We start from the raw sequence: 25,743 nt of genomic DNA, 5'->3' as shown, positions 1-25,743 counted from the left end.
AAGGCATGGCGGAGACAGATATTTTCCCGCGCTGGGATCACGTGCCGATGACATTCGGATGCCTGAATGGCTGGGCCAGTGATCGGCGGGACAGTTGACCTCTCTGCATTGACATGATCGATGAGTACCGGGCCCAGACCTGATTTCTATCGTCCAGAGAATCAGAGATATCTGCCGATCATCCAAGGAACCAATATGTACCGAAGTCTTGGTCTTTCGATCGCCGTCGCAGTCTTCGCGAGCGATCTCATTTCAAAATGGCTTATTGTGAATGTGGTCATGGACCCTGCCCGCGTGATAGATGTTTTTCCATTCTTCAATCTGGTGCTCGGATATAATCGCGGTGTTACATTCGGCCTCCTGAGTTCCGGCAATCCAATCGCGCCCTATTTGCTGTCCGGGTTCGCGCTTCTTGTCGTGGGCGTTCTGGCCAGATGGCTCTGGCGCAGTACCGTACGCCTCGAATCCGCCGCGATAGGTTCGATCATTGGCGGTGCATTGGGTAACGTTGCCGACCGACTGGCGGACGGAGCGGTCACCGATTTTCTCGACTTCTATGTCGGCGGCTATCACTGGCCGGCGTTCAATCTCGCGGATGTCGGAATAGTCCTTGGAGTGGCATTGTTTCTCGTTACCTGGTGGTCCGGAGAAACGCAGCGCGACGATGGCACCGCGCCGAAAGTGTAGATTCTGCGCTTTTGCCAAGGCAATCTTCAGGCGGATTTTCTAGCAAGCCCGCCGATGATGCCGCAGTCGGTGGCAGTGCCCCCATCGCAGGCCCGTGCCAGGCCGATCAGTTCCTGTCTCATCGCCTGCAGCTGTTCGATCTGCTCTTCCACCCGGCGCAAATGATTTCGTGCCAAAGTCGCAGCGTCCTTGCAATCCCGGTTTGGTGCGTCCGACACTTCGAGCAGCGAGCGAACTTCGGACACCGAAAAGCCCAAACCCCGAGCCCGCCGGATGAATGCGAGCCGTTCGACATCGGCGTCTGCGTAAATCCTTCGTCCCGACTGGGAGCGCGGAGCGGGCTTCAGAAGACCGATCTCTTCATAATAGCGAACGGTGTTGACTTTGGTCCCGGTCGCGCGGGCAATTTTTCCTATCTGCATTCTTTAATCCTCGATGATGGCCATCGCAGGGTGTGTGTCTCCGCGACGCAATCGCACATCGGCCGTCAGACTTTCTGCGAAAGGTGCGCAGAAAGTCCTTGATCCTCCAGTAACTGGAGATTGTAAAGCTCAAAAATCATGAGTTTAGATGATTCGGAAGACTGTGGTTGCACCGGCGACCCCGAGAGGGCGGTTGACGATCCGCAATACCGCCGCGCGCTTTGGATCGTGATTATCCTCAATGTCGGTTTCGGCATGATCGAGCTGGCCGCCGGGTTTTTAGCCGCGAGCCAGGCGCTCAAAGCCGACGCGCTGGATTTCCTTGGCGATGGCTCGATCACCTTCATCGGACTGCTTGCGCTCGGATGGACGGCATCGACGCGTGCTCGGGTGGCGCTCGCGCAAGGTTTGTTTCTGGCGGCGCTTGGTGTGAGTGTGATCGGCGCGGCGATCTGGCGCATGTTCGATATGGTGCAGCCGGAAGCCGGCATCATGGGCTGGGTGGGTTTTGTCGCCCTGCTTATCAACCTTGCCGCCGTTTTTGTGCTCGCTCGCTTTCGCAAAGGAGGCGATGCTCAAGCGCGCGCGATATGGCTATTTTCACGCAACGATGCCCTGGCCAATGTCGCGGTCATCGTCGCAGCCGGTTTGGTTTATTGGTTGGGAAGCGCATGGCCTGATATCATCGTGGCCGCTGCGATTGCGTTTTTGTTCCTCCATTCGGCTCTCGAAATTATCCGCCATGCGCGCAGCGATATGAAAACGCAGCAGATTGCATGATGAAATATTTGGCGCGCCTGTCCGGCATTTGCCTGGCCCTTCTGTTGTCGTTCGGCAGCGCGCAAGCGTTGGCGGCAGAACCCAACACGATCTGGCGCCTGCTCGATTACATGGCGGTAGATTATGCAGCTGCCGTCGAGGACGGCGAAGTCGTCAACGAAGTCGAATATGAGGAAATGGTCGAATTCGCCGGTACGGTACGATCGGGTATTGCGGAATTGCCTGAACGCCCCGGTCGCGTTCGGCTAGAGGCAAACGCGAAGCAACTTGAAGCCGATATCCTCTCGATGGCCCCCGTTGATCAAGTTGCCACGGCAGCCAGAAAGCTCGCTGCGGATCTCCTAGCCATCTATCCGATCACGCTCTCGCCTTCGAGGGCGCCCGATCTTGAGCGCGGAAGACTGCTGTACCAGGAGACTTGTGCCAGTTGCCACGGGGTGTCAGGAAACGGTCGCGGGCCGGCGTCTGCGGGCCTTGATCCACCGCCGATCGCATTTACCGACGTCGATCGCGCGCGTCAGCGCAGCATTATGGGTCTCTATCAGGTTATCGACCAAGGGATCGATGGCACCGCCATGCCCGGTTTCTCGCAGCTCTCCTCCGACGATCGTTGGGCCCTGGCCTTCTATTCGGGATCCGTCGCCTTTGAGGCGGTCGACGAAGGGGCGCGTCTATGGAAGTCAGATTCCGAACTACGCAAACGCTTTCCCGATCTTGCCGCTCTCACGAAGATCACGCCGGACGAACTGGCAGGAGAGATCGGGCAAGTGCGCGCGGACGCGCTCATGGCCTATCTTCGGGCCAACCCGTCGGCGATCGCCGATGTAGCGGGGCCTCTTGGCATCACACGTACCCGGCTCGCAGAAGCTGAACGCGCCCACGCGAACGGGAATATTTCCCGGGCCAAGGAGCTCGCACTGTCGGCATATTTGGACGGGTTCGAACCCGTCGAACCGATATTGGCGACACGCAATCCGGATCTTCTGGTGCGTATCGAGAGCGGGATGATGGACTTGCGTGCAGCCATCGACGCAGATCTGCCGACCTCTGCGATAAGCGAACGGATCCGGGCCATCGAGGGTTTGCTCGTACAGGCTGAAAATGTCCTTGCGCCGGAATCTGCGACGGGCTGGTCAACCTTCGTGGCATCTTTCGCGATCCTCCTCCGCGAGGGTCTGGAGGCATTGCTGATCGTGATCGCCATGATCGCTTTCGTGAGGAAGGCGGGACAGGATCGGGCATTGCGATTTGTTCATGGCGGGTGGACCGGTGCGCTGGTGGCAGGCGCGCTTACTTGGCTTGCGGCGACCTATCTTCTCGACATCAGCGGTGCCGGCCGGGAATCGATCGAGGCATTCGGTTCGCTGATTGCAGCGCTGGTCCTTCTGTCGGTTGGCGTCTGGATGCACGGAAAATCACAGGCAGACAATTGGCAGCGCTATATCCGCGACAAGCTTGGCAAGGCGCTTTCGCGCGGATCGCTCTGGTTCCTGTTCGGGATCGTATTCCTTGTCGTCTATAGAGAGGTCTTCGAAACCATCCTCTTTTACGCTGCGCTGTCCGCTCAGGGAAGTACGGGCTATCTGCTGGCGGGCGCTGCCACGGCCGGTTTGCTCCTTGTCGTCATCGCCTGGCTGCTGCTGCGCTACAGCCGGACGCTGCCGATCGGAAAGTTCTTTGCCTACAGTTCGGTGCTCATCGCCCTGCTTGCGATTGTCCTGATTGGCAAAGGGATCGCGGGCTTGCAGGAAGCGGGTGTGATCGGAATTGCGCCGATAGCCGGCGGTCCGCGACTAAGTATGCTTGGAGTTTATCCGACGTTCCAAGTGATTGGCGCTCAACTTGCAATGGCATCCGTACTTTTACTTGGTTTCTGGATTAATCACACCCGAGCATCAAACAATGACCGGTCACGCGATGCAGTGTGATATTATATCTTTCTATTACGGCGTTTGTGTCGACCCAGGTCGGTACATGAATAGCGCATTTGTTCGTTCTTATGCATTGAGCTGCGCGACGGCTTCGGAATTCGAAGAGAATATCGACTTGTGCCATGTGATTGGTCCTGCTAGCGGGGCCAAAGTGTCATGACCCTCCGTATGCCCCTTCTTGCCTTGAAGCCGTTTTTCGCCATGCTGATTCTCTTCGGCCTGGTGTTCAGCGTAAGCGTGGACGCGGCGGTATGCGGGCCTGAAATTGGCGAACTTACAAGTGTCGAAGCTGCAAGTAGCGAGACTGGTCAAGACTTGCCGGACAGCCCGAATGAGCAGCATGGCATCTGCGCCCACGGCCATTGCCATCATGGAGTCCAATTTGCAGGCAATGCGGATATCGGGGCCGGTGAGCGTTCATCCGGTGCACAGCATTTCTTCGAACCCGTCGGCCTGACTGCAGTCCAGCAAGCGATTTTGACGCCCCCTCCTCGAATCTGACGTCCAGTATTGCCGCCGCAATGTCGGCGCGCATTCGGCATGTCAGTAGAGGAAAAATCAATTCATGTTTGCCATTATTTGGCGAGGCGCCCTTTTTGCAGGGCTGAGCCTCGCAGTACTGCCCGGTGCGGTGCGTGCACAAGAACGCGCGGTGTTGACGCTCGACGAAGCTCTCGCGCGTGCGGGTGTGGACGAAAGCGCGCAGGTGCAATCAGACAATCCGCGTTTGATCGGGCCGCAGGCCGAAACGGACGCGGCACGCGCGCTTATCGATCAGGCACGGCTTCGGCCAAATCCTGAGCTTGCCTTTGAAGCGGAGAACATCGCAGGAAGCGGTGCCTTTTCAGGGCTGCAAGCAACCGAATATACGCTGTCTTTGAGTCAGCGCCTCGAGCTAGGCGGCAAGCGGGGCGCACGCATTCGCTCGGCCGAGGCCGAGGCGCGCGTGGCAATGCTTTCTGGAGAATTGTCGGTCGCTGAGCTGAGTCGCATGGTGCGCGAACGCTACATCGAGGCGGTCGCTTCAGCTGCGCGACTGGAACTTGCCCGCGACGTAGTCGAACGCAATCGCGAACTCGCGCGTATAGCTGGCCTGCTTGTCGAAGTTGGCCGCGAGCCGCCGCTGCGCTCGCTTCGTGCAGAAGCGGCCCTTGCTGAAGCCGAGGCGGAGTTTGAAGCCGCGCGAGCTTCAGAGATAGCGGCGCGGAGCGCGTTGGTGGCGCTCTGGGGTGAAACGTCCCCTCCCCCGGACGTGCCATCGGCGTTTCCCGGGATCGAACCTCCTGCGATGCTTCTTGCATCGCCTTCTGCTTTGCGTCTCCAAGTCGCGCGTGCCGAACGCGAGGCGGCGGACGCTGCGATCGACAGGGAGCGCTCTTTGGGTGTTCCCGATCCGGCCATCTCCGCCGGTGTCAGGCGGTTCGAGGAAAGCAGGGATCAGGCCTTCCTAGTGGGCGTCTCGATTCCCCTTCCTTTCCGCAATCGCAATCAGGGTAACATCGCCGCTGCCGAGGCCCGCTTCCGCGCGGCCTCCGCACGCGAGGCTGTCGCCCGCGCGGATTTCGAACTCGAAGTAACCCAGGCGCGCGGCCGCTTTCTCGCCGCCGAGGCTCGTGTAGAGACTCTGTCCCAAACCTCCCTGCCTCAAGCGGAAGAAGCCTTGCGCCTCGTCCGGATTGGGTATCGCAACGGCAGGTTCCCGCTGATCGAGGTTCTGGCTGCGGCCGAAGCCCGCGATGCAATCCGAGAAGCCTTGATCCAAGCCCAGGAAGATCGCGGTCGCCTGGCGGCGCAGTTGATCTGGCTTGGCGCCCAATGAGGAAAATACCCATGAACCGTAAGCGTTTGGCCGTACTGATCGGCCTGATCATTCTTGTTTTTGCGGCTGCTGTAATGCTGTGGCCGGACAACGGCGCAGAACCGCACAGCGAAGAGGAAACCGAAGAAAGCGATCTCCCGGAAGGACTGGTCCTACTCGGCGAAGAGCAGATTCGAAGCTCCGAAATCATGGTCGAGACCGTTGGTGAGGGCTCGGCGGTAGAGCTAGTGTTCCCAGCCACAATCGCCGCTAGCCCCACAGGCAGCGCGCGGATCGATGCGCGAGCGGCGGGCGTGGTGCGGAGCGTTCAAAAAACGCTGGGTGATTACGTCCGGCAGGGTGAAACCATTGCGCGTATCGAAAGTGCGGAAGCGGCAGCTTTGGCATCGCAATTGAGCGCGGCGCGCGCGCGCGTCAACGAATTGTCAGCCGCCTATGAGCGCGAACGCCGGCTTTTCGAAGCCAATGTTACGGCGCGGCAGGATCTCGAAGCGGTGCGCGCCAATCTCCAGGTCGCCCAGTCAGAACTGTCCCGCGCGCAGGCAGCGGTTGCGGCAGCGGGCGTGAGTGGCGACGGTCGGTCTTTGGCGGTTACCAGCCCTCTTGCAGGACGGGTAACGGCGGCGCCTATTGTCCTTGGTTCGTTTGTCGATGCGGGAGAGGAACTCTACCAAATCGTGAATCCTAATGCGATGCAGATCGAAGTCGCGCTCCCCTCTGCAGAAGCGAGCCGTATTCAGCCAGGCGATGAAGCCACGCTGGAACTTGCAGAAAACCGCGAGATCGGAGCGCGGGTCCGCTCCGTCACGCCATCGCTCGATCCTGAGAGCCGCAGCGCGACGGCAGTCCTTTCGCTCACGCGGTCCATCCCCGGTCTTCAACCAGGTGCCTTCCTGCAAGCGCGCATCCGACCTTCGGGCGAGGTCGACACGGGCCGCATGTCGGTGCCCGAAAGCGCGGTGCAGTCACTCGACGGCCAGGAAGTGGTTTTCGTGCGCACGCGCCGCGGCTTCCAGACCCGTCCGGTGGTGACCGGCGCACGTTCCGCAGGCCGCGTGGTGATCGAATCCGGTCTCGAAGCGAACTGGCGGATCGCAACCGAGAATGCCTTCCTGCTCAAAGCCGAACTCGAAAAAGAGGAAGCCGAACATGGACACTGATCGCATGCAGGAAACGGAGCACTCGCACCGCCACGGCCTGATCGGCATGATCCTCGACATGGCCGTGCGTTTTCGCTGGGCCATGGTCGTTTTGACGATCGGTGTCGCCATCTATGGCGTGATGAACCTTCTTCGGCTTCCCATTGACGCCGTACCCGACATTACGAACGTTCAGGTGCAGATCAATACCGAAGCGCCCGCCCTTTCCCCCTCCCAGGTCGAAACGCAGGTAACCTATCCGGTGGAAACCGGTCTCGCCGGGATCGATGGTCTGGAAATGACCCGTTCGATTTCGCGCAACGGGTTCAGCCAGGTTACTGCAATCTTCGAAGAAGGTACTGACATCTATTTCGCGCGGCAGCAGGTCAATGAGCGCCTGACGCCGATCACCGCTTCGCTGCCCGAAGGAGCAGAACCGGTAATGGGACCTATCTCGACCGGTCTGGGCGAAGTGCTCATGTATACGATCGAGTTCGAGCATCCGGGGGGCAAGGAAGCACCGAAGGGCAATGCGGTCGGTTGGCAGTCCGACGGAAGCTTCGTTACCGAACGCGGTGACAGGCTGGATAGCGATGTCGCTAAGGCTGCTTATCTGCGTACCATTCAGGACTGGGTGGTCGCTCCACTCATGCGGTCGGTCGATGGCGTCGCCGGTGTCGATTCCATCGGGGGTTTCCGAAAGCAATATCTCGTACAGCCCGATCCTGCTCGCATGACAGGCTACGGGCTTTCATTCGATGAGGTGATCGATGCGCTGGAAGCCGCCAACCTTGCCGAAGGCGCGAATTTCGTCGAGCGATCAGGAGAAGCCCTGCTGGCTCGTGTCGATGCACGGCTCGGCAGTGTCCAGGACATCGAGCAAGCAGTCATATCTACACGTGGAGGCGTTCCCATTCGCGTGGGAGATGTCGCAACGGTCAGCATTGGCGGTGATCTCAGAACCGGGGCTGCATCGCTGAATGGCGACGAGGCTGTGGTTGGTACCGTCCTCATGCGGGCAGGAGAAAACAGCCGCACTGTTTCAGCCCAGGCCGCTGAGAGGCTTGACGAAGTCCGCGCCTCCCTGCCACAAGGTGTGGTAGCCGAAATCGTCTACAATCGTTCGTCTCTCGTCGATGCAACGATCGCGACCGTCGAGAAGAATCTCGTCGAGGGTGCGCTGCTGGTCATAGCCATCCTGTTCCTTTTGCTCGGCAACATACGGGCCGCAATTATCGCCGCTCTGGTTATCCCTTTTTCGATGCTGATGGCATCGATCGGCATGAACCGGCTCGGAGTGTCAGGCAATCTGATGAGTCTGGGCGCGCTTGACTTCGGTCTGATCGTCGATGGGGCCGTGATTATCGTCGAGAATAGTGTGGCACGTCTTGCGGCCAGACAGGAGCATGAGGGCCGGCTCCTGACACTTGGCGAACGGCTGACGGAAACGCGGCTTGCCGCGCAGGAGATGATCAAGCCGACTGTCTATGGTCAGGCGATTATCCTTCTGGTGTTCGCACCGTTGCTGACCTTCACCGGAGTCGAGGGCAAGACGTTCTCGCCGATGGCCATCACGGTCATGCTGGCGCTCGCGTCGGCATTCGTACTCTCGCTGACTTTCGTCCCGGCGATGATCGCGATCCTGCTGAACAAAAAACTGACGGAGAAGGAAGTCAAACCGATCCGGATCGCCAAGGAACGCTATGGGCCTCTTGTCCGCAAAGCCATCGCCCGCCCTTGGCCGGTGATCGGGGCCGGTGCCGGCATTTTTGCCGTTGCTGCTCTGGTGTTCAGTTTCCTTGGCAGCGAGTTTACACCGCAGCTCGACGAGCGCGATATCGCGGTGCAATCATTGCGAATCCCTTCCACATCTCTCGAGCGGTCTCTGGCGATGCAGCGGCGAGTAGAAGATCGATTGGAGGAATTTCCGCAAGTGCAGCTGGTATTCTCACGTACCGGTACTGCGGAAGTGGCCAGCGACCCGATGCCGCCCAACGCCTCCGATGCGTATGTGATCCTGAAGCCGCGCGATGAATGGCCTGACCCGGATCTTTCGAAAGATGATCTGGTGGCAGAAATGGAGAGTGCTCTGGGAGGCCTGGTTGGCAATCTCTATGAGTTCAGCCAACCAATCGAACTTCGCTTCAACGAACTGATCGCTGGCGTGCGCGGCGATGTCGCGGTCAAGATCTACGGCGACGACCTGACCGCCATGACCTCGGCAGCGAACGAGGTCGCCGGGATTTTGCGCGAGGTCGAGGGAGCTGCGGATGTTAAAGTCCAGCAGGTCACCGGTTTCCCAACGCTTGATATTGCCTTCGATCGTCCAACGATCGCTCGATATGGGCTGAAGGTCGAAGACGTCGCTCAATCCGTCGCAATTGCTTTGGGCGGGCGGCCTGCCGGGCTGGTCTTTGAAGGCGATCGAAGGTTCGAGGTCGTCGTTCGGCTTTCGGATGCGACACGCGATGATTTCGATCAGCTTGGTGCATTGCCGGTGCTGCTTCCGAACGGAGCGACCATACCGCTGCGCTCGGTCGCCGAATTCCGGGTTGTGGATGGCCTTGCCGAAGTCCGCCGTGAACAGGGACGCAGGCTGGTGATCGTTTCCTCCAACGTGCGCGAGCGCGATCTTGGCTCCTTCGTTGAGGAAGCGAGGGCGAATGTCGAGGCGCAGGTCGAATTGCCCGCTGCAGCCTTCATCGAGTGGGGCGGCCAGTACCAGAACCTTCAGGCTGCGCAGGAACGGTTGCAGATCGTTATCCCGATCGCTTTCGCGGTTATTCTCCTGTTGCTCTATATGGCAGTCGGAGGCTGGGTTCCCGCTCTGGCTGTTTTCAGCGCGATCCCGCTCGCCCTCGCTGGCGGCATCTTCTCGCTGGCTCTGCGCGGAATGCCGTTTTCGGTTTCGGCGGCAGTCGGGTTCATCGCCCTCTCGGGCGTGGCGACCCTCAACGGTCTCGTGATGGTGACTGCAATACGCCAGCGTCTGGACAAGGGGATGGCGCTCGATGAGGCCATCGTGGAAGGCGGACTGGCGCGCTTGCGTCCAGTATTGATGACGGCTCTGGTCGCGTCGCTCGGGTTTGTCCCCATGGCGATCGCGACCGGCACTGGAGCGGAGGTTCAACGGCCTCTGGCAACGGTGGTCATTGGCGGTCTGATCACCGCCACTGCGCTCACCTTGTTCGTCCTTCCCGCGATCCTGAAGCTCGTCTTCGCCACCAGAAAGGATGACCGGACGTGGCGTCAACGCTGGTGGGACCGCCTGCGCCGCAACGTCACTCCCGAGGAACGGCAAGAGCTGCAAGAGGTTACGTGAATGGAGAGCATCAATGATTAGTAGCCAGCTCAGTGTGACTCTTGCCGGCGCCCTGATACTTTCAAGTGTTCCAGCATCGGCGCAGGATCAGAGCACGCTTGTTCCGATCGCCGGTGTCTGGAGCCTTGGTGAAACGCGGTCTTGTGATAGCGGACCGGCCTGGGTGTTTTTCGCAGATGGCTATTATGCCGAAGTGCAGCTTCCGGACGGTGGCCCCGCCGCCGTCGGAATTTGGCGAGACGAGGGCGATGCCATCGCTTACACCCACGCGCACATGCCATTTGAAGGTCATGAACGGCCGATGCGGGTTCGTCATCTTACCATCGAAGAGCGCACCGCCGAAAAACTGACAACCCGCAATTATCGCGGTGTCACGCGCACGTTTCACCGCTGTCCAGCGAATTCGCTGAAAGTGCCGGCAGGTCAGGACGCACATTGACGCTTTCGTTACGCAATATGCGGGCTTCGCTAGTCCCTATTCGGGTTTCGCGAACCTGCAAGCTTACGGGTCTGCGGCACCGGGAGCGGTCAATTTCCAATGGGAAGCAATAGGCAATGACGCGAACCATCGAACTCGAAGTCTCACCGCTCCTTCCCGACATCCCGAGCGAAACCGATCATTGCATCGCGCGCTTGCAGTCTTTGCTCAGCTCGCGGATCGGCGTGCACGAGGTCACGATATTGCCCGGCGAGAAAGATGCATCCGCCCGACTAGCGATATCATACGATGCCGATCGCCTGACTGTCGCCCGCATCAAGGAGTTGGCCCATGTGGCCGGAGCGGAAATCTCCGAACGCTACGGACACGTTGTCTGGCAAGCCGATGGCATCAATTCCACCCGCCGTGCCCAAACGGTCGCGGACCTGCTGGCCAGCAAACCCGGTATCCTCGAAGCAAATGCTGATGCGAGCGGGAGGTTCATCGCCGAGTACGACCGTCAGCTAACCGATGAGCCTAGGATTGCTGGCGAGCTCAAGAACCTCGGCGTGTCGGTTCTGGCGGGCGATGTCGCCAGGAACGCCGAGCACTCTTCCAAAGACCATGATCACGATGATGAAGATCGTGCCGGGCACAGTCATGGTGGCATTTTCGGCGCGAACACCGAACTCTATTTCTCGCTCGCCTCGGGCGTATTTCTCGCGACCGGGTTCGGGATTGAGAAGCTATGGTCTGGGCATCCAGGATGGCTGCCATTCGCATGCTATCTCGCGGCGTATTTCTTTGGCGGATTCTTTACCGTCCGAGAGGCGTGGGACAATTTGCGCCTGCGCCGGTTTGAAATCGACAGCCTCATGCTTGTCGCCGCTGCGGGCGCCGCCTTTCTCGGGGAATGGGCCGAAGGCGCGCTATTGCTGTTCCTGTTCAGTTTCGGCCACGCGCTCGAACACTACGCGATGGGCCGCGCCAAGAGGGCGATCGAGGCGCTCGCCGAGCTCGCGCCGGAAACGGCACGAGTAAAACGTGGAGATGACGTCGTTGAGGTTCCGGTCGAGGAGCTTGCGCTAGGCGACGTCGTAATCGTGCGTCCGAACGAACGCCTTCCGGCTGACGGCTTCATCTTGGACGGCGTCAGTGCCATCAATCAGGCTCCGGTGACCGGGGAAAGCGTGCCGGTCGACAAGAGCGCGGTTTCGAATATCGCTTCTGCGCGCGCAAATCCTGACAATCTTGCGGATGACAATCGCGTCTTCGCAGGGACGATCAACGGATCGGGCGCGCTCGAAGTGGAAGTGACCCGGCGATCGAGTGACACGACCCTCGCCAAGGTCGTCCAAATGGTGAGCGAAGCCGAGGCTCAGCAATCTCCTACCCAGCGCTTCACGCAGCGCTTTGAGCGAATTTTTGTGCCTGCCGTGCTCGCTTTGGCCGGCCTGCTCCTTTTCGCCTGGGTTGTCATCGACGAGCCGTTCCGCGACAGTTTTTACCGGGCGATGGCGGTGCTTGTGGCTGCCAGCCCCTGCGCTTTGGCGATCGCGACCCCGAGCGCGGTCTTGTCCGGAGTAGCCAGAGCAGCACGCAGCGGCATTCTGGTAAAGGGCGGCGCGCCGCTCGAGGATCTCGGCGCGCTCAAGGCCATCGCGTTCGACAAGACCGGTACTCTTACCGAAGGCGAGCCCCGCATGACCGATGTCCAACCCGCGCAGGGTGTATCTGAAAACGAACTGCTTGCGATTGCCTCGGCGGCTGAAAATCTGAGCGATCATCCCCTAGCACAGGCGATTGTTAGGGACGGCAAGCAGCGGCTTGGCGATGAGGCACTGCCCGAAGCTACAAGTCTTGAAAGCTTCACAGGCAAGGGGATCACCGCGCTTGTCGGCGGTGAGCGGGTGTGGATCGGAAAGCTCGAAATGTTCGGGCAAGACGGGGTCCCTCAGCTCGGTGCCGAACTGTCGGATGCTATCGAGTCCATGCGCGAGCGCGGGCGGACGACGATGGGCGTTCGCTCGGAAACGCGCGATCTTGGAGCGATCGGTTTGCTCGACACGCCGCGGGCGGCAGCAAAGGCGACGCTCGAAGCGTTGCGCGGCCTCGGGATCACCCGAATGATCATGATCTCGGGCGACGACCAAAGAGTGGCCGATGCGGTTGGAAAGGAAGTCGGCCTCGACGAGGCCTGGGGCAATCTCATGCCCGACGACAAGGTCAAGGCCATCCGCAAGCTTGCCGGCCAGGACAAGGTTGCGATGGTCGGAGACGGGGTTAATGACGCTCCGGCCATGGCGAACGCAACGGTCGGAATAGCAATGGGGGCTGCCGGCTCGGACGTTGCATTGGAGACAGCCGATGTCGCGCTGATGGCCGATGATCTCGCCCGACTGCCTTTCGCCGTCGATCTGAGCCGACAAACCCGGTCAATCATCCGGCAGAACATGATCGTCAGTCTCGGAATTGTTGTCGTGCTCATCCCGGCAACCATTTTCGGTCTCGGGATAGGCCCCGCTGTCGCGGTTCACGAGGGATCAACGCTAATCGTGGTCGCCAATGCGCTTCGCCTTCTGGCGTATAAAGAGAAGGGCAGCACAAAAGACATAGCAGAGAAGCCAGTATGAGCTGCAACGATGACTTCGATCTGGATTCGGCGGACAAGCGACGCACATTGTGGATCGTATTGTGGCTCAACGTCGCAATCGCGGTTGGTTTCTTTGTCGTTGCCTATTTTGCGGACTCGAACGCGCTCTTGGCCAACGGGCTCGACAATTCGTCGGACGCGCTTGTCTACGCTCTCAGTCTCCTTGCGCTGAGTCGACCGCGCTCCTGGAAGCGAGGCGCAGCGCGCTTTTCTGGCGTCATGCTTTTGATCTTTGCCGGCGGAGTGATTGCTGATGCCGTCAGGCGGTTTGTTGAAGGTTCTGAGCCGGGTGGCATCCTGATGATCGCGATGGCTGCCGTCGCGGGCATAGTGAACCTCTATTGCCTTCGCCTGTTGCAAAAGATGCAGAACAAGGACGTCAACATGCGGGCCGCCACCACATTCAGCTTCAATGACTTCATTTCGAACGGCGGGATTATCATCGCTGGCGTCATCGTTATGATCACAGGCGCGAACTGGCCGGACCTTGTGGTCGGCATCGCTGTGGCTGGCATAGCTCTTTACGGCGGGATCGATATCCTGCGCGACGCGCACAGTGACAAGCACGACGAGGCGGGAACGGTTCATGGCGAAACACGGGAATGAGCCTCGTCCACGAGATATTTGTAACTGAGGATTTGTCGGCGATCCTGACCTTGGCGATGCTGGCAAGCCTCGGCCTGGGTGCTGGCGTTGTCTGGGAAGAAAAGCACGGGCCTACCCCGAACGAAAATGGGTTCGCGGCGGCCGTCCACTCTGGCGCCCTTGCCGCACTTGCGCTTGTTTTGACCGGTCCTGCAGTTGGACAAGCAAGGGGTGACTTCATAGACGCAGCCCTGCTCCCCGCTGGCGGGACTCTCTATCTTCTGGCGGTGCTGATCGGAGGCTGGGCTTCGCATCGCGACTCAGTTGGAACCCTGTCCGACGCCGTGGGAAGACGCGGGCCGAAGATGACCATTGCGCTTCAAGGCGGTATTGCGCTGGGGTTTGGTGGCATCGCTCTGGGTGCAGCAGCAGCCGTGTCTGTCTTCGCCGGTTTCGCAGCAACACTAGGGGTTGGAATCACCTTTTTCCTGGTGGGGCGAAAGACAACAGCCGGATTTCGCGACAGCGCGATGAAACGCATGGATCGTCTAGCGATCCATGTTTTTCTGTCACTCGCCTTTGTTGCCGCAGCGGTAGCCGGGTTTTGGCTTCTCCACGGCATGAGCGAAACAGCGGACGCGCGGTTGGCAATTCTACTCGCAGGATACTTTCTTGTCTGGTCGGTTCATTTTTTGCTGCAAATCCCGGGCAGACTGGGAGGTTTGAATTTGGCAGCACTCGCGGCCTTCATCTCCGGGCTTGCGATGTTCGGAATGATTGCAGTCGGATTTAACGCCGCGATCGGAGCAATCGATAATTCCGATGCGATCCTTCAGCATCCGGATACCGCCGGCAACAAAATCGCAAATAGCGGAGAAAAGTGATGGCGCACTCGCACGATCAAGCTGGCCACAGTCACGGCGAGGAAAACCTTAGCGATCGTCAGCTGATCCTCGCGGTCGCGATCAATGTCCTCCTGACCCTTGCCCAGATTGTCGGCGGCATCCTTTCAGGGTCACTGGCGCTTATCGCGGATGCATTGCACAACTTCAGCGATGCGGCCTCTCTTGGTCTTGCGTGGTTTGCGCGACGCATAGGCCGGCGTCCGGCGGACAAGCTGATGACCTTCGGCTACGCCCAGGGAGAAGTGGTCGCCGCACTCATCAATCTGACGACCTTGCTGATCATCGGATTCTATCTGATCGTTGAGGCGATCAACCGTTTCGCCGCGCCGCAGCCGGTCGAAGGCTGGACCGTGATCTGGGTTGCCGGGATCGCACTTGTCATCGATCTCGTCACCGCATTCATTGTCTATCGCGGCGCGCATGACAGCATTAACATGAAGGCTGCCTTCCTTCATAACGTTTCGGACGCGCTGGCCTCGATCGGTGTGATCGTCGCCGGAGTGCTAATTATTCTATACGATCTCGTCGTCGCCGATCTCATCATCACTCTCATCATCGCGGCCTATGTCATCTGGCAGGGCGCGACGCTCCTACCGCGAACCGTTCGTCTGCTGATGGGAGCAGTGCCGGACGAGGTGGAATTTGATCAGATGGTTGAAAACCTGCGCGCGCTTGGCGGCGTGCAGGATATTCACCACGTCCATGTCTGGAATCTGGGAGAACATCACCGGGCGCTCGAAGCCCATCTCACTCTTGTTGATTACTCCCAAACAGCATTCGAGGGAGTCAAGCGACGCGCGCGGGCGATGCTGGAAAAGGATTTCGGCATCGCACATGTCACTTTCGAGCCCTGCCTCGCTACGGACTGCGATGATGCGCTGATCCCTGCCCACCCGGCACCCAACAACGGGAAAAACACGGTCGGTGATTAAGCTTTCGCTGGCCTGTTCCTGCCCGGCCGTTCGCAGACCCTGAGCCCTCATCGCGCGCCGGTCGCGGACGGTATTGCAGTCCAGAACCGATGCACCGCGAGCCGCCCTCACCCAATATGGGCATAAAAGCCTACTACTGCTATTGCGAATACGTCTCAATAGCAGTAGTAGGCTGGTAAATGTCTCGAAAGGATTCTTCACATGTATCGCGCTACCGCCTCGCTCATAGCAATTGCACTGGCCGCCCCTGCTTACGCCAATGAAAAAGACCCGACCGATGAGCGGCAATCGCAGGACGGGATAGCAAACCCAAGCGAATCGATTATCGTGATTGGCGGTCGCATCGATGCGTATGAAGTGGCCGGTGCGGCGGACCTAATCGATGGCGAGGAACTGAGCGAATTCGAGCATGGTGACGTCAACCGTGTCCTGCGCCAGGTGCCGGGGGTCAACATTCAGGAAGAGGACGGTTTCGGGCTATTCCCGAATATTGGCTTGCGCGGCGCGCCGGTCGAACGGTCGAGCAACATCACCTTGATGGAAGATGGCGTTCTCATTGCCCCTGCCCCCTACGCCGCTCCGGCCGCGTATTACTTTCCCGCGATCGGTCGAATGGACGCAGTCGAAGTGATCAAGGGCGCGGGCTCGGTACGCTATGGTCCTCGCACGATCGGCGGGGCCATCAATTTCCGATCGACTCCGATACCGACCGAGAGCCTGGCTGGCGAAGCTTCCGGCCAGCTTGGTTCTCGCGGCTATTATCAGGGTCATGGCTGGATTGGCGCTAGTGCCGACAATTTCGGGGCGATGGTAGAAAGCTATCAGCAAGGCAGTGACGGGTTCAAGACGATAGATGGGCTTCCCGGCGCCGAGACCGGTTTTCAACGTCAGGACTATCGCGCCCGCTTCGCCGTCCACACCAACCCAGATTCGCCGGTCGATGCTCGCCTCGAGTTCGCCTATGGTCGATCCGAACTTGAGGCGAACGAAACCTATTTGGGCCTCGCCGACGCGGATTTCGCGAGCGATCCGTACCGGCGCTATTCGGCCAGCCAACGCGACGTTTTCACGGGCGAGCACGATCAATATCGGCTCACCGGCACCCTCCGGTTGCCCGACGACACGCAGTTCGCGGTTACCCTATATCGCAACGATTTCACACGAAGTTGGTCGAAGCTACAGGACATCGATTTCGATGGTGATGGCAGCTTTGATGCCATCCAACCCGTTTTCGATGCTCCCTCCTCAAACGAGAGAGGCCTCGCAATCCTGCGAGGCGCAGACAGCGCTGAAGGTGCCCTTCGCATTCGCAACAACAACCGCGTCTATCGGAGCGAAGGCGTCCAGCTTTCGTTCGAAAGACCTTTCGAGACCGGCGAGGTCAGGCACAACCTGGCTGCGTCGCTCCGGTATCACGAGGATGAAGAAGACCGGTTGCAGAATGAGGAATTCTATACGCAAACGGATGGAGATCTCGTTTTCGTCCGGCAGACGGCTCCGGGCGCTCAAGCCAATCGCGAGGCGAAGGCGAAGGCGATCGCTTTCTATCTGGAGAACCGGATCGAGATCGGCGGGCTTACTCTGACACCCGGCATTCGGTACGAAGGCATCGACCTTACTCGACTGGACTATGATCGAGCCGACCCCGCTCGTCTCGATGGACCTGCGCGCATACGCAAGACCAACGTTGACGAATGGCTTCCCGCACTCGGTGCAACCTATGCACTGGGAGACGTGCTGTTGATTGCAGGCGCTTCGCGCGGTTTTTCTCCCCCCGGGCCCGGAAATCCGGAGGCACGAGCCGAGAAAAGCTGGAACTATGAATTTGGTGGGCGTTTTCGGAATGGCGCCATTCAAGCTTCCGCGATTGCGTTTTATTCCGACTATTCCAATCTGCTCGGAAACTGCACACAATCCGTGGGGTGTAGCGTCGGGGATATTGGCGACCAGTTCAATGCTGGGGCCGTCTCCGTGAAGGGGTTGGAGCTGGCAGCTTCGACGGAGCATCAAGTGGGTAGGGAAATTTCTATTCCCTTCTCGGTGGTTTACACGCTCACCGACGCGCAATTCGAAAGCAGTTTCGAGAGTGCGTTCTTCGGTTCCGTGTCCCAGGGCGACGCACTCCCCTACATCGCTCGCCACCAATTCTATGCCGAAACGGGGCTCGCATTTGGACCGGCATCCTTGCTCGTGAGCGCCAATTACACATCGCAAGTACGCACCGAAGCAGGTAGCGGGGATATTTCGCCCGATGAGCGTATTGACGAAAGGATTGTCTTTGATCTCGCCGGCCGGTTTGCGCTGACGGAAGGTCTCTCTTTGTTTGCCAGAGTGGATAATCTGTTCGACAATGCTTATGCTGTAGCGCGTCGGCCTTCGGGTTTGAGACCGGGGGCTCCCCGGCGCTTCGTAGCAGGCGCTAGCGTGCGCTTCTGAGTATCTACGCCGGCCGATGATCGCGCAATCTTGTAGGAGGCGGGAGCGCCAGTGAGCATTTCCGCCTCACTAAATGCAGGTGAGGTCGAGACTCACGCAATCGATTGCGCCGACATTCGACGTGCCGCAGGCCACACACCCGCCAAAATATGAGGACGGCGGACACCTCCCCCAGAATAAATAGGAGTTTTGACATGACCCTCTCCATTGGCTCGACAGCTCCCGATTTCACAGCGGAAACGACCCAAGGCACCATCACCTTCCATGATTGGATGGGCGACAATTGGGCTATCCTGTTTTCTCATCCAAAGGCATTTACCCCGGTTTGTACGACCGAGCTGGGTTACATGGCCGGTCTCGGCGAGGAATTTGCCAAACGCGACACCAAGATTCTCGGCCTGTCGGTCGACAGCAGCCAAGACAATCGCGACTGGCTACCCGATATCGAGGCGGTCAGCGGCAATAAAGTCGATTACCCGGTGGTCGGCGACAGCGACCTGAAGGTGGCCAAACTCTACAATATGTTGCCCGCCGAGGAGACTGGCAGTGCGGAGCAAAGAACCGCAGCCGACAATGCTACCGTTCGCGCCGTCTATATCGTTGGCCCGGACAAAAAAATCCGTGCGATGCTACTCTATCCGATGAGCAGCGGACGCAATTTCGAAGAAGTGCTCCGATTGCTCGATTCAGTCCAGCTCACCGAAAGTAAAGGCGTGGCAACCCCGGTCAATTGGCAGAGTGGGGATGACGTCATCATTCCACCGTCTGTTTCCGATAAAGAAGCGAAAGCGCGCTTCCCGCAAGGTTTCACAACGCTGCGCCCCTATCTGCGCACGGTTAAAATCGACTGACCAGCGCAAGCGGATGTGGTGTATTTGGGCTCGAACTCAACAGGGGAACCCGCATGAAGCTAGACAAAAGCAGTCACGCAACTGCGGCTTCTGCCGCATTACGATTTGGCACCGACGAATTCGTAAGCGCATCCTGCCAGAAACTCGCGGAAATGGAGTTCGTTCAGCTCTCGGCGGGCTGGTAGCCACGGGCGGAATTCTTCGTATTCGCGCGAGACGCCGAACGGTTTCGTAGCGAATATTCCGATTTCAATCAGCCATCGCGGCCAGCGCTCGGGGTGCTTCAGGCCAAGCAGGGCCATCCGGCCACCCGTCGGGAGAGCAGCTGAGGCGCGCTCGATGATCGCGGCGTAGTCAGGTGGCATTTCCAGTCGAAAGGTGCTGATGACTGCGCTGGTCTCGCTCGGAAAGCGGAAGGCGGCTACGTCTGACTGCACAAATTCGACATTGCTAGCTCGCAGGCGCTTCGCTCGTCGACGGGCTTGGTCGAGCATGCCTTGCGAAAGGTCGACCAGCGTCACCTTGCCGCTTGGTCCTACTCTCTCAAGCAGAAACGCGAGGTTTGCGCCGGTGACAGCACATAGATCGATCACATGGTCACCGGCCTTGAGTTCAAGCCGGTTAACCAGATCGCGTCGCCAGCGACCAAGACCGGCCCACCGAAACCCCGACACCAATCGGTCATAGATTCCCGCGTTCTTGTCGTAGAGACGTTCAACCTGTTCGTTGGATAGAATTGCCATGGCGCGTGCTAGCGAACCTCGTCCGAAGAGATGGTGAAAACCTCCGCGAGGTCGTCCGGGTATGGCATTGGCGCGAATGCGCTCACGTTTGCGCGTCCGGTATTGCCCCAGGGGAGCCGTCCGGTGAGATTACCAAGGGGAGCGAGCGCAAGACGTATGACCTGCCCCAGAACTTCGCGGCCATCGCGGGTTTCAACTGCATAGCCCAGCATCGTCATATGTGAACGAAGGTGCGGCCCGAAGAAGCCCTGGCCCAGAATATGTTCCCGCTCGAGCGCGGTCCAAGCCAAAGCCCGGTCACCAGACTGCCTGGCGGCACGGAAAACGCGCCGCTCAGCTTCGATAAGTTCAATAATGTCCTTCTTTGCCACAGGATTTTACCGTTCTGCTTGCATCTTCGAATCGTCTTATGCACCTTGTAGTGGCTACAAGGTCAAGCATTGCGAGAAACCCATGAAGATTGGTGCCCTGGCGCGGAAGACCGGCACGACCGCCGAAACGATCCGCTACTACGAACGGACCGGATTGCTGGAGGAACCACCACGCACCGCCGGAAACTACCGGGACTATGGCCCGACCGAATTGGCCAGATTGCGGTTTATCCGCCGCGCACGCGACCTCGGCTTCACCATGGCGGAGGTGCGCCAATTGCTTTCTTTGTCGGATGATCCATCGCAATCGTGCGAAGCCGTGGACTCTATTGCCAGCCTCCACCTACGCGAAGTGGATCGGAAGCTTGGTGACTTGCGAAAACTGCGAACCGAACTGCGCCATATGGTCGACGACTGCCAGCACGGAGCGGTTGGCGAATGCCGGATAATCGAAGTGCTTTCCGGCTAGCGGGACAGCGCGCGTTTATTCGAGCGGTGACGGGACGCAAACCATGATCATCTCGAAATTCGGGGCGTGTTCTGACATATCTCGTCGGTGCGTTCGACAACAGAACCGATCCAGTCATCGATCTCGGCTTCGACCCAAACCGTGCAACGGGGACCGAGCGAACGCGACTTTGGAAAACGGCCTTCGCGCATCCGCTGATAGATTGCCGTTCGGCGCAGGCCCACGCGCGCCATGACCTCGGGAAGACGAATGAGCCGGTCTGGCGTTGGCTCGACAGGAACGGCTTCCGCGTCCGTTTCGAGACCAGTCGTCATTTCAGAGAGCGAAGCTTTGTTCATCCTGCCGCTCCAGTTGCGCGAGGTGATCCGACAGGAGACCGGCGGTGCGGTGAGCGGTCCCCTTTGCCCAGCGCGGTCTCACATCGAGCAGCCTCTCGCCCAGCGCTTGATCCAAAGCAGACGGCAACTCGCTTATGAAGGTTTCAAGAAATTCCAGCACGCCGCTATTCTGCCAATCCTTGCTACGCTGCGAGTACCCCGCGAGTGCCAGCATCAGGGAGGTGCGCGGCGCGTGACCGCTCGCGTCAAGGATGGCCAGCGCCTCAAGCAGTGTGGCTGACCTTGTCCCGGCGAGGATGCGTCGGAGCGCGTCCTTGTTGATATTCGTCTGTGCGGCAATCGTCCGCCGGGACTTGCCACTTTCGTCCACGGCATGGTCGAGGAAAGCTGCGACTCCTCGCGATAGTTCTTCCCATTTGTCGTTTGCGTTTCGCGCCATTGTTCCTGCTTCCGGTGATCTTTAGCGAATCACCAACAGGCTAGGCAACGCGTCAAACTGTAGGAAAGGAAAAAGAACAAATAAGGAACACGTAGGAAACCGGCTCATCGTCACACGATTTGATTCGCGCAGATTCCGGTCCCTCGATCTCAGATTTCGGTATGGGTGGCGCAATGATCGGTATTCTTGGCCGCAATGTCTGCACCGGTCGCGCAAAACCCGGTCAGATTGCCCAGAATCGACGATTTCTCTTGGTCGGAATACCGCGTGCTGCAGTTTCCGTTTTCCTACACCCTGCCTTCCAATCGAGGAAAGAACATACAGCGAACGCATCGCTGCCAATGTTCGAAACGGAGTTCCTCGATGACCAAAGCAATCACTCTTCAGCGCCAATCCAGCAAAGGCATTCGTGCCCGCAACTATATTCTTCCGGCCGCCATTGCGCTCGCCTGCGCCGGTGCCGCCTATGCCGGTGCCGATACGACCTTTGATCCGGCGCTGCAGAAATTTACCGACTTCCTCGAAGGTTCGGGCGGGAAAATCATCACCGTCCTCAGCCTTGCCGGCGGGCTTATCGCGCTCGCCTCGGGCCGCTTCGCCCTCGGGCAGGTCGCGGTCCCGGTCGGTGTCGGTATCGGCGTCGGCACCGGTGTGCCGATCGTCACCTCGGTCGTGACCGCGACCATCTGATCGCGGTCTAACGACGGGAGGGCGGCATGGCCGACAGATACCTCGTTCCACGGCGGCTCGACGATCCGGAGCTCATCGGTTTCTGGACCATCGACGAGTTTGCGGGACTGCTCGTCCCGTTCGCCTGGGGCATCCTTGCGCAGCACATCATCATCGGCACCGGCCTATCGGTCATGACTTGGTTCGCCCTTCGAAAGGCCAAAGCTTCAGGTGCAGGGTCGAAACTGGTGCATGCTGCCTACTGGTATCTGCCGGGGAGCTTCCTCGGGCTGAAAGCCACGCCGCCCTCCCACTGTCGCCTGCTCGCAGGCTGAGGGAGGACATCCATGAAACACGAATTCGCCTACGAGGAAGCGCAGCGTCACCTCAAGCAGCGTAACCGCTTTGCCGCGCTGGCATCCGTTCTCGGCCTTACCAGCCTGCTGGCGGTCGGCGCGGCGGCAACGCGCGAGGAAAGCATGATCCTCGTGCCTGTCACGAGCGAGCGCCTGACGCTCGGCAGCGGCGCGACCGATGCGCACTACCTCGAGCTTGTCACCCGCGACACCGCGCTGATGCTGCTCAATCGCGCACCCGAGAGCCTCGACTACTGGATGGAACAGGTCCTGAAGGTGGCAGATCCCTCTGCGCACGGCCGCCTCAAGGCCGAGCTCGTCAAGATCGTCGACGAGCAACGCGGCTCGGACATCAGCCAGGCCTTCGTCATCTCGCGGATGGAGGTCGACCCGCAGGCGCTCACCGCGACCGTCACCGGAACGCTCAAGACCTTTGTCGGCGCGCAGGTGATCGCGAGCCAGCAGCGCAGCTTCGAATTCAGCTGGAACCGCCGCGGCCTCAGCCTCGGCCTCACCGGCTTCCGCCAGCTCCCAACCGAAACCGAGGAGGAGAACCCATGACACTCCTATCCCGCCCCTTCCCCGCCGCGCTGACCAGCGTTGCGCTGGCAATCGCCACGGCCGCCTACGCTTCACCGGCACATGCCGACCAGTTCGTCGAGGCCGCTGATGGCGCCGCGATCGATTGCGTGCTCGCGCGCGGCGCGCTGACCCGTATCGCCCTCATCGAGGATGGTTTCGCCAATGTCTCGAAGATGGCGAGCGGCTATCCCTACAACGATTTCGAGGTGACCCACGAACCGGTGCGCGGCGACATTTATGTCTCGGTGCCGCTGCAATATGCGAGCGCCAGAGTCAGCTTCTTCGCGACCAGCAGCGCGGGCTATGTCTATAAGTTCGCCTGCCGCGTCGATGGCGAGGAAGCGAGCCAGCTCTTCGTCACCAATCCCGCGCTCGCCAAGTCCCAGGCGAGCGAATGGGAAGGCTATGCAGCGACGCGCGACGAAGCCGCGATCCGCCTGATCGAGGCGATGGCGAGCGACGGTGTTCTGCCGGGCTTCCGGGCGCGCGCCGAACTCTCGCGACCACGCCGCACCGACAGCCTCGAAGTGCAGCAGGTCGCCGAATATGAAGGTGCCGAGCTGATCGGTCAGGCCTTCACCCTGCGCAATCTCGGCCCGATGCCCGTCGACCTTGCCGGTGAACGCGAGGCGCCCGCCGGGGCGCTGGCCTTTGCCTATGGCCGCGACAGTCTCCAGCCCGGCGAGAGCACGCAGGCCTTCCTCGTCTTTGCGAAGGGAGGGCTCGAATAATGGCCGATACCGACAGACACGATACGCCCGCCGCAGCGCCCAAGGACGAGACGCGCGGCGAAGCCCGGCGCAATCTCAACCGCACGGTCGCGCAGCGCCAGAAGCTGCTGCTCGCCGGCATCGGCGGGGTGGCACTCATCTCCGGTTCGATGTTCATCTTCGGCGGCGAGGATGAAGCCGGCGCCGGCGGCGCGGGCGCGACCACGATCGAGACCGGCGCGCTGGTCAATCGCAATCTCTCGCAGCGCGAATTCGTCGCCACTTATGGCAACCGTCTTGATGCGCAGGGCCGCGCGATCAAGGACCTGCAGGAAAGCCAGCTTCCCAAGGCCTCGATCGAGCAGGAGCTCGAGACATTGCGCGGCGAAAACGCGCGGATGCTGAGCGACGGTCAGGCGGCGATCGATGCGATCTCGGCCGAGAACGCCGCCTTGCGCTCGGAACTCGAGACGGTGCGCGCCAATCCCCCAGTTACGCCGGTTCCCTCAGCCGATCCGCGGGCTCCGGGCTTCCCTCCCGGAGCGCTCGAGCCACCCAGCGAACCCAAGGCAAGCCTGCTGAGTTTCTCATCCGACAAGCCGGGCGCCGCCAAGACCAAGGCAATCGAAAGCGCGCCGACGCTGCTGCTCGAGGCAAGCCGCGATTACCTGCCGCCCAACAGCTATGCACCTGCCACCGTGATCGTCGGGGTCGACGCCTCGACGGGCGTTACCAGCCAGAGCGATCCGCTGCCCGTGGTGCTGCGGATCACCGGTCCGGCGCGCTCGGTGCTGCAGGGCAACAAGCTTCTCACCACCGATCTCACCGGCTGCCTCGTCAACGGCGCGGCGCGCGGCGATCTCTCGGCCGAGAAGGTTTACGTCAAGCTTGTGCGCATGACCTGTGCGCAACCGGGCGGACGCTTTGCGGTGAGCGAGGTCAAGGGGTTCATCGCCTTTGCCGGCAAGTCGGGCGTTCGCGGCAATGTCGTCAGCCGCGAAGGCAGCCTCGTCAGCCAGGCGCTGCTCGCCGGGATCGTCGGCGGGTTCGGACGCGGCTTCTCGGCCAATGCCAACGGCATCTTTGCGCAGCCTGTCGGCAGCGACGGCAGGCGCGACGCGCTCTCGCCGACCGACATTCTCGCAGGCGGCCTCGGCCAGGGCGCGGGCGAAGCCGCCGACACGGTCAGCAAATACCTCATCGAACGCGCAGAACAGTACCAACCCGTCGTCGAGATGCCGACCGGCATCGCAGTCGAGATCGTCTTTCTCGACGGCGTCCATGTCAGGAGCACACCCCAATGAACTACTCGAACCAGCGGCCCGGCCTCAAGGCGCGCGCCGCGCACATATCGCTCGCCGCCGCCAGCGCAGCAGCCCTCCTTACAAGCGGTGTCGCGGTAGTGACCGCCATGCCGGCGCAGGCCGCGATCACGCAGAATGTGGTTGAAGCGCTCAAGCTTCGTCTGCCCAAGACACCGATCGACGCGCTCGATTGCAAGACATTCGCGCCGTGGTGCGAGGTCGTCTCGGGAGAGACGCTGTTCTACATCGACGAAGCGGCACGCTACCTCTTCGTCGGGCGGCTCTACGACATGGAGGAGCGGCGCGACGTAACCGCCGCGCGCCTGCTTGAACTCAATCCCGACCTGCTCGCCGCCGGCGCAGCCCGCGCTGCCGGCGAGGACACTGCCGGTCGGCACGACGTTGCAGAACCCCGCGACAGGCGGGCCGCGACGCATGTCGATCTCAAAGTCTTGCCCGCAGTAGGCGCGATCCTGTGGGGCAATCCCAAGGGGCCGAAGCTGGTTGTCTTCTCGGATTTCCAGTGCGGCTACTGCAAGCGGCTCACCGGCGAACTCGAGAAGGCAGGCGTCCTTGTCGAGGAGCGGCCGATCTCGATCTTCGGCGCATCGAGCCGCCGCATGTCCGAGGCGGTGCTGTGCGCCGCCGATCCGGTCGGGGCGCTCCATGCCGCCTACACCGGCAAGCACCTCGAACCGCGCGCTGCCTGCAAGAAAGCAGCTGCGCTCGATGCCAACGAAGCCTTTGCACAGGCCAACGGCTTTGCCGGAACCCCGGTGATCGTCAGAGCGCGCGACGGTGCGGTGCTGCACGGCTACCGCGATGCAAAGACACTGCGCGCATTTGCCAATGCCAAGACCGGATTGAAGCAATGAGCGGCCG

26 protein-coding genes are annotated in these 25,743 nt (G+C 60.2%); 21 read left to right on the top strand and 5 right to left on the bottom strand.

Annotated features, from left to right (window positions below):
* Nucleotides 1-120 precede the first annotated feature (120 nt).
* Nucleotides 121-687, top strand: a complete 567-nt coding sequence (lspA, locus tag EL2594_RS04420) for a signal peptidase II (protein ID WP_225899969.1) — start codon at nt 121-123, stop codon at nt 685-687.
* Between the two features lie 26 nt (nt 688-713).
* Here the strand turns inward: lspA and EL2594_RS04415 are convergent, their stop codons facing one another.
* Complete coding sequence (locus tag EL2594_RS04415; RefSeq protein ID WP_010412699.1) at nt 714-1,109, bottom strand: MerR family transcriptional regulator; 396 nt, start codon at nt 1,107-1,109, stop codon at nt 714-716.
* A gap of 138 nt (nt 1,110-1,247) precedes the next feature.
* On the opposite strand from EL2594_RS04415, the gene EL2594_RS04410 reads away from it, so the two are divergent.
* The 13 genes from EL2594_RS04410 (at nt 1,248) to EL2594_RS04350 (ending at nt 18,880) form a co-directional block, all read left to right on the top strand.
* A complete protein-coding gene (locus EL2594_RS04410; RefSeq protein WP_011413839.1) occupies nt 1,248-1,889 on the top strand; it encodes a cation transporter in 642 nt (213 codons plus the stop codon).
* A complete protein-coding gene (locus EL2594_RS04405; protein WP_011413838.1) occupies nt 1,886-3,817 on the top strand; it encodes a cytochrome c/FTR1 family iron permease in 1,932 nt (643 codons plus the stop codon). Before EL2594_RS04410 ends, EL2594_RS04405 begins: the two co-directional genes overlap by 4 nt.
* A gap of 159 nt (nt 3,818-3,976) precedes the next feature.
* Nucleotides 3,977-4,321: a hypothetical protein gene (locus EL2594_RS15300; protein ID WP_137678721.1), complete on the top strand. Its 345-nt coding sequence runs from the start codon at nt 3,977-3,979 to the stop codon at nt 4,319-4,321.
* Between the two features lie 151 nt (nt 4,322-4,472).
* Nucleotides 4,473-5,639: a TolC family protein gene (locus tag EL2594_RS04395; RefSeq protein ID WP_224801005.1), complete on the top strand. Its 1,167-nt coding sequence runs from the start codon at nt 4,473-4,475 to the stop codon at nt 5,637-5,639.
* Between the two features lie 11 nt (nt 5,640-5,650).
* Nucleotides 5,651-6,799 (top strand): efflux RND transporter periplasmic adaptor subunit, encoded by a 1,149-nt coding sequence (locus tag EL2594_RS04390; protein WP_011413836.1) that lies wholly within the window; start codon nt 5,651-5,653, stop codon nt 6,797-6,799.
* Nucleotides 6,800-6,836: 37 nt separating this feature from the next.
* On the top strand, nt 6,837-10,100 hold the full coding sequence (locus EL2594_RS04385; protein WP_137678839.1) for an efflux RND transporter permease subunit: 3,264 nt from the start codon (nt 6,837-6,839) through the stop codon (nt 10,098-10,100).
* A 13-nt stretch (nt 10,101-10,113) separates the two neighbouring features.
* The gene (locus EL2594_RS15630; RefSeq protein ID WP_225982092.1) at nt 10,114-10,539 is read left to right on the top strand and encodes a hypothetical protein; all 426 of its coding nucleotides are present in this window, start codon (nt 10,114-10,116) and stop codon (nt 10,537-10,539) included.
* Nucleotides 10,540-10,655: 116 nt separating this feature from the next.
* Nucleotides 10,656-13,151, top strand: coding sequence for a heavy metal translocating P-type ATPase (locus tag EL2594_RS04375; RefSeq protein ID WP_010412670.1), 2,496 nt, complete (start codon nt 10,656-10,658; stop codon nt 13,149-13,151).
* Nucleotides 13,148-13,777 carry a cation transporter gene (locus EL2594_RS04370; protein WP_010412667.1) on the top strand — a complete coding sequence of 210 codons (630 nt, stop codon included), beginning with the start codon at nt 13,148-13,150 and terminating at the stop codon, nt 13,775-13,777. Before EL2594_RS04375 ends, EL2594_RS04370 begins: the two co-directional genes overlap by 4 nt.
* The gene (locus EL2594_RS04365; RefSeq protein ID WP_010412664.1) at nt 13,774-14,640 is read left to right on the top strand and encodes a hypothetical protein; all 867 of its coding nucleotides are present in this window, start codon (nt 13,774-13,776) and stop codon (nt 14,638-14,640) included. The genes EL2594_RS04370 and EL2594_RS04365 overlap by 4 nt, the downstream gene beginning before the upstream one ends.
* Nucleotides 14,640-15,593: a cation diffusion facilitator family transporter gene (locus tag EL2594_RS04360; protein WP_010412661.1), complete on the top strand. Its 954-nt coding sequence runs from the start codon at nt 14,640-14,642 to the stop codon at nt 15,591-15,593. Before EL2594_RS04365 ends, EL2594_RS04360 begins: the two co-directional genes overlap by 1 nt.
* 201 nt (nt 15,594-15,794) lie before the next feature.
* Entirely contained in the window at nt 15,795-18,029 is a 2,235-nt protein-coding gene (locus tag EL2594_RS04355; RefSeq protein ID WP_010412654.1) for a TonB-dependent receptor family protein, read from the top strand.
* A gap of 194 nt (nt 18,030-18,223) precedes the next feature.
* Nucleotides 18,224-18,880: a peroxiredoxin gene (locus tag EL2594_RS04350; RefSeq protein WP_010412650.1), complete on the top strand. Its 657-nt coding sequence runs from the start codon at nt 18,224-18,226 to the stop codon at nt 18,878-18,880.
* A gap of 98 nt (nt 18,881-18,978) precedes the next feature.
* Here the strand turns inward: EL2594_RS04350 and EL2594_RS04345 are convergent, their stop codons facing one another.
* A complete protein-coding gene (locus EL2594_RS04345; RefSeq protein WP_010412648.1) occupies nt 18,979-19,623 on the bottom strand; it encodes a class I SAM-dependent methyltransferase in 645 nt (214 codons plus the stop codon).
* A gap of 8 nt (nt 19,624-19,631) precedes the next feature.
* Nucleotides 19,632-19,994: a DUF3703 domain-containing protein gene (locus EL2594_RS04340; protein WP_010412645.1), complete on the bottom strand. Its 363-nt coding sequence runs from the start codon at nt 19,992-19,994 to the stop codon at nt 19,632-19,634.
* An 82-nt stretch (nt 19,995-20,076) separates the two neighbouring features.
* On the opposite strand from EL2594_RS04340, the gene EL2594_RS04335 reads away from it, so the two are divergent.
* Complete coding sequence (locus tag EL2594_RS04335) at nt 20,077-20,463, top strand: MerR family transcriptional regulator (protein WP_010412642.1); 387 nt, start codon at nt 20,077-20,079, stop codon at nt 20,461-20,463.
* A gap of 47 nt (nt 20,464-20,510) precedes the next feature.
* Here the strand turns inward: EL2594_RS04335 and EL2594_RS04330 are convergent, their stop codons facing one another.
* Both EL2594_RS04330 and EL2594_RS04325 read right to left on the bottom strand, forming a co-directional pair.
* Nucleotides 20,511-20,777, bottom strand: coding sequence for an AlpA family transcriptional regulator (locus EL2594_RS04330; RefSeq protein ID WP_010412637.1), 267 nt, complete (start codon nt 20,775-20,777; stop codon nt 20,511-20,513).
* A gap of 1 nt (nt 20,778) precedes the next feature.
* A complete protein-coding gene (locus EL2594_RS04325) occupies nt 20,779-21,171 on the bottom strand; it encodes a hypothetical protein (RefSeq protein ID WP_010412634.1) in 393 nt (130 codons plus the stop codon).
* Nucleotides 21,172-21,603: 432 nt separating this feature from the next.
* Here EL2594_RS04325 and EL2594_RS04320 point away from each other — a divergent pair, with 432 nt between their 5' ends.
* Genes EL2594_RS04320 through EL2594_RS04295 form a run of 6 tightly spaced genes read left to right on the top strand, consistent with a single transcriptional unit; the run spans nt 21,604 to nt 25,736 of the window.
* The gene (locus tag EL2594_RS04320; RefSeq protein WP_011413834.1) at nt 21,604-21,930 is read left to right on the top strand and encodes a hypothetical protein; all 327 of its coding nucleotides are present in this window, start codon (nt 21,604-21,606) and stop codon (nt 21,928-21,930) included.
* 26 nt (nt 21,931-21,956) lie between these two features.
* The gene (gene traL / locus EL2594_RS04315; RefSeq protein WP_011413833.1) at nt 21,957-22,244 is read left to right on the top strand and encodes a type IV conjugative transfer system protein TraL; all 288 of its coding nucleotides are present in this window, start codon (nt 21,957-21,959) and stop codon (nt 22,242-22,244) included.
* Between the two features lie 12 nt (nt 22,245-22,256).
* The gene (locus EL2594_RS04310; RefSeq protein WP_011413832.1) at nt 22,257-22,826 is read left to right on the top strand and encodes a type IV conjugative transfer system protein TraE; all 570 of its coding nucleotides are present in this window, start codon (nt 22,257-22,259) and stop codon (nt 22,824-22,826) included.
* A complete protein-coding gene (locus tag EL2594_RS04305; RefSeq protein ID WP_011413831.1) occupies nt 22,823-23,578 on the top strand; it encodes a type-F conjugative transfer system secretin TraK in 756 nt (251 codons plus the stop codon). Before EL2594_RS04310 ends, EL2594_RS04305 begins: the two co-directional genes overlap by 4 nt.
* Nucleotides 23,578-24,861, top strand: a complete 1,284-nt coding sequence (locus EL2594_RS04300) for a TraB/VirB10 family protein (protein ID WP_011413830.1) — start codon at nt 23,578-23,580, stop codon at nt 24,859-24,861. The genes EL2594_RS04305 and EL2594_RS04300 overlap by 1 nt, the downstream gene beginning before the upstream one ends.
* Nucleotides 24,858-25,736, top strand: a complete 879-nt coding sequence (locus tag EL2594_RS04295; RefSeq protein ID WP_011413829.1) for a DsbC family protein — start codon at nt 24,858-24,860, stop codon at nt 25,734-25,736. The genes EL2594_RS04300 and EL2594_RS04295 overlap by 4 nt, the downstream gene beginning before the upstream one ends.
* Nucleotides 25,737-25,743 lie beyond the last annotated feature (7 nt).

The organism is Erythrobacter litoralis HTCC2594, from assembly GCF_000013005.1.
GTDB classification, from domain to species: Bacteria; Pseudomonadota; Alphaproteobacteria; order Sphingomonadales; family Sphingomonadaceae; genus Parerythrobacter; species Parerythrobacter litoralis_A.
The sequence above is the reverse complement of the archived record's forward strand: the minus strand, read 5'-3'. Positions and strand labels throughout refer to the sequence as shown.

What these genes read in the sequence shown, in the direction of transcription:
- EL2594_RS04405 (WP_011413838.1), top strand. Translation starts at nt 1,886, where the DNA reads ATGATGAAATATTTGGCGCGCCTGTCCGGCATTTGCCTGGCCCTTCTG.
- EL2594_RS04310 (WP_011413832.1), top strand. Translation starts at nt 22,257, where the DNA reads ATGAAACACGAATTCGCCTACGAGGAAGCGCAGCGTCACCTCAAGCAG.
- EL2594_RS15630 (WP_225982092.1), top strand. Translation starts at nt 10,114, where the DNA reads ATGATTAGTAGCCAGCTCAGTGTGACTCTTGCCGGCGCCCTGATACTT.
- EL2594_RS04365 (WP_010412664.1), top strand. Translation starts at nt 13,774, where the DNA reads ATGAGCCTCGTCCACGAGATATTTGTAACTGAGGATTTGTCGGCGATC.
- EL2594_RS04295 (WP_011413829.1), top strand. Translation starts at nt 24,858, where the DNA reads ATGAACTACTCGAACCAGCGGCCCGGCCTCAAGGCGCGCGCCGCGCAC.
- EL2594_RS15300 (WP_137678721.1), top strand. Translation starts at nt 3,977, where the DNA reads ATGACCCTCCGTATGCCCCTTCTTGCCTTGAAGCCGTTTTTCGCCATG.
- EL2594_RS04350 (WP_010412650.1), top strand. Translation starts at nt 18,224, where the DNA reads ATGACCCTCTCCATTGGCTCGACAGCTCCCGATTTCACAGCGGAAACG.
- EL2594_RS04370 (WP_010412667.1), top strand. Translation starts at nt 13,148, where the DNA reads ATGAGCTGCAACGATGACTTCGATCTGGATTCGGCGGACAAGCGACGC.
- EL2594_RS04300 (WP_011413830.1), top strand. Translation starts at nt 23,578, where the DNA reads ATGGCCGATACCGACAGACACGATACGCCCGCCGCAGCGCCCAAGGAC.
- EL2594_RS04410 (WP_011413839.1), top strand. Translation starts at nt 1,248, where the DNA reads ATGAGTTTAGATGATTCGGAAGACTGTGGTTGCACCGGCGACCCCGAG.
- EL2594_RS04305 (WP_011413831.1), top strand. Translation starts at nt 22,823, where the DNA reads ATGACACTCCTATCCCGCCCCTTCCCCGCCGCGCTGACCAGCGTTGCG.
- EL2594_RS04415 (WP_010412699.1), bottom strand. Translation starts at nt 1,109, where the DNA reads ATGCAGATAGGAAAAATTGCCCGCGCGACCGGGACCAAAGTCAACACC.
- EL2594_RS04390 (WP_011413836.1), top strand. Translation starts at nt 5,651, where the DNA reads ATGAACCGTAAGCGTTTGGCCGTACTGATCGGCCTGATCATTCTTGTT.
- EL2594_RS04335 (WP_010412642.1), top strand. Translation starts at nt 20,077, where the DNA reads ATGAAGATTGGTGCCCTGGCGCGGAAGACCGGCACGACCGCCGAAACG.
- EL2594_RS04320 (WP_011413834.1), top strand. Translation starts at nt 21,604, where the DNA reads ATGACCAAAGCAATCACTCTTCAGCGCCAATCCAGCAAAGGCATTCGT.
- EL2594_RS04360 (WP_010412661.1), top strand. Translation starts at nt 14,640, where the DNA reads ATGGCGCACTCGCACGATCAAGCTGGCCACAGTCACGGCGAGGAAAAC.
- EL2594_RS04330 (WP_010412637.1), bottom strand. Translation starts at nt 20,777, where the DNA reads ATGACGACTGGTCTCGAAACGGACGCGGAAGCCGTTCCTGTCGAGCCA.
- EL2594_RS04355 (WP_010412654.1), top strand. Translation starts at nt 15,795, where the DNA reads ATGTATCGCGCTACCGCCTCGCTCATAGCAATTGCACTGGCCGCCCCT.
- EL2594_RS04375 (WP_010412670.1), top strand. Translation starts at nt 10,656, where the DNA reads ATGACGCGAACCATCGAACTCGAAGTCTCACCGCTCCTTCCCGACATC.
- lspA (WP_225899969.1), top strand. Translation starts at nt 121, where the DNA reads ATGAGTACCGGGCCCAGACCTGATTTCTATCGTCCAGAGAATCAGAGA.
- traL (WP_011413833.1), top strand. Translation starts at nt 21,957, where the DNA reads ATGGCCGACAGATACCTCGTTCCACGGCGGCTCGACGATCCGGAGCTC.
- EL2594_RS04345 (WP_010412648.1), bottom strand. Translation starts at nt 19,623, where the DNA reads ATGGCAATTCTATCCAACGAACAGGTTGAACGTCTCTACGACAAGAAC.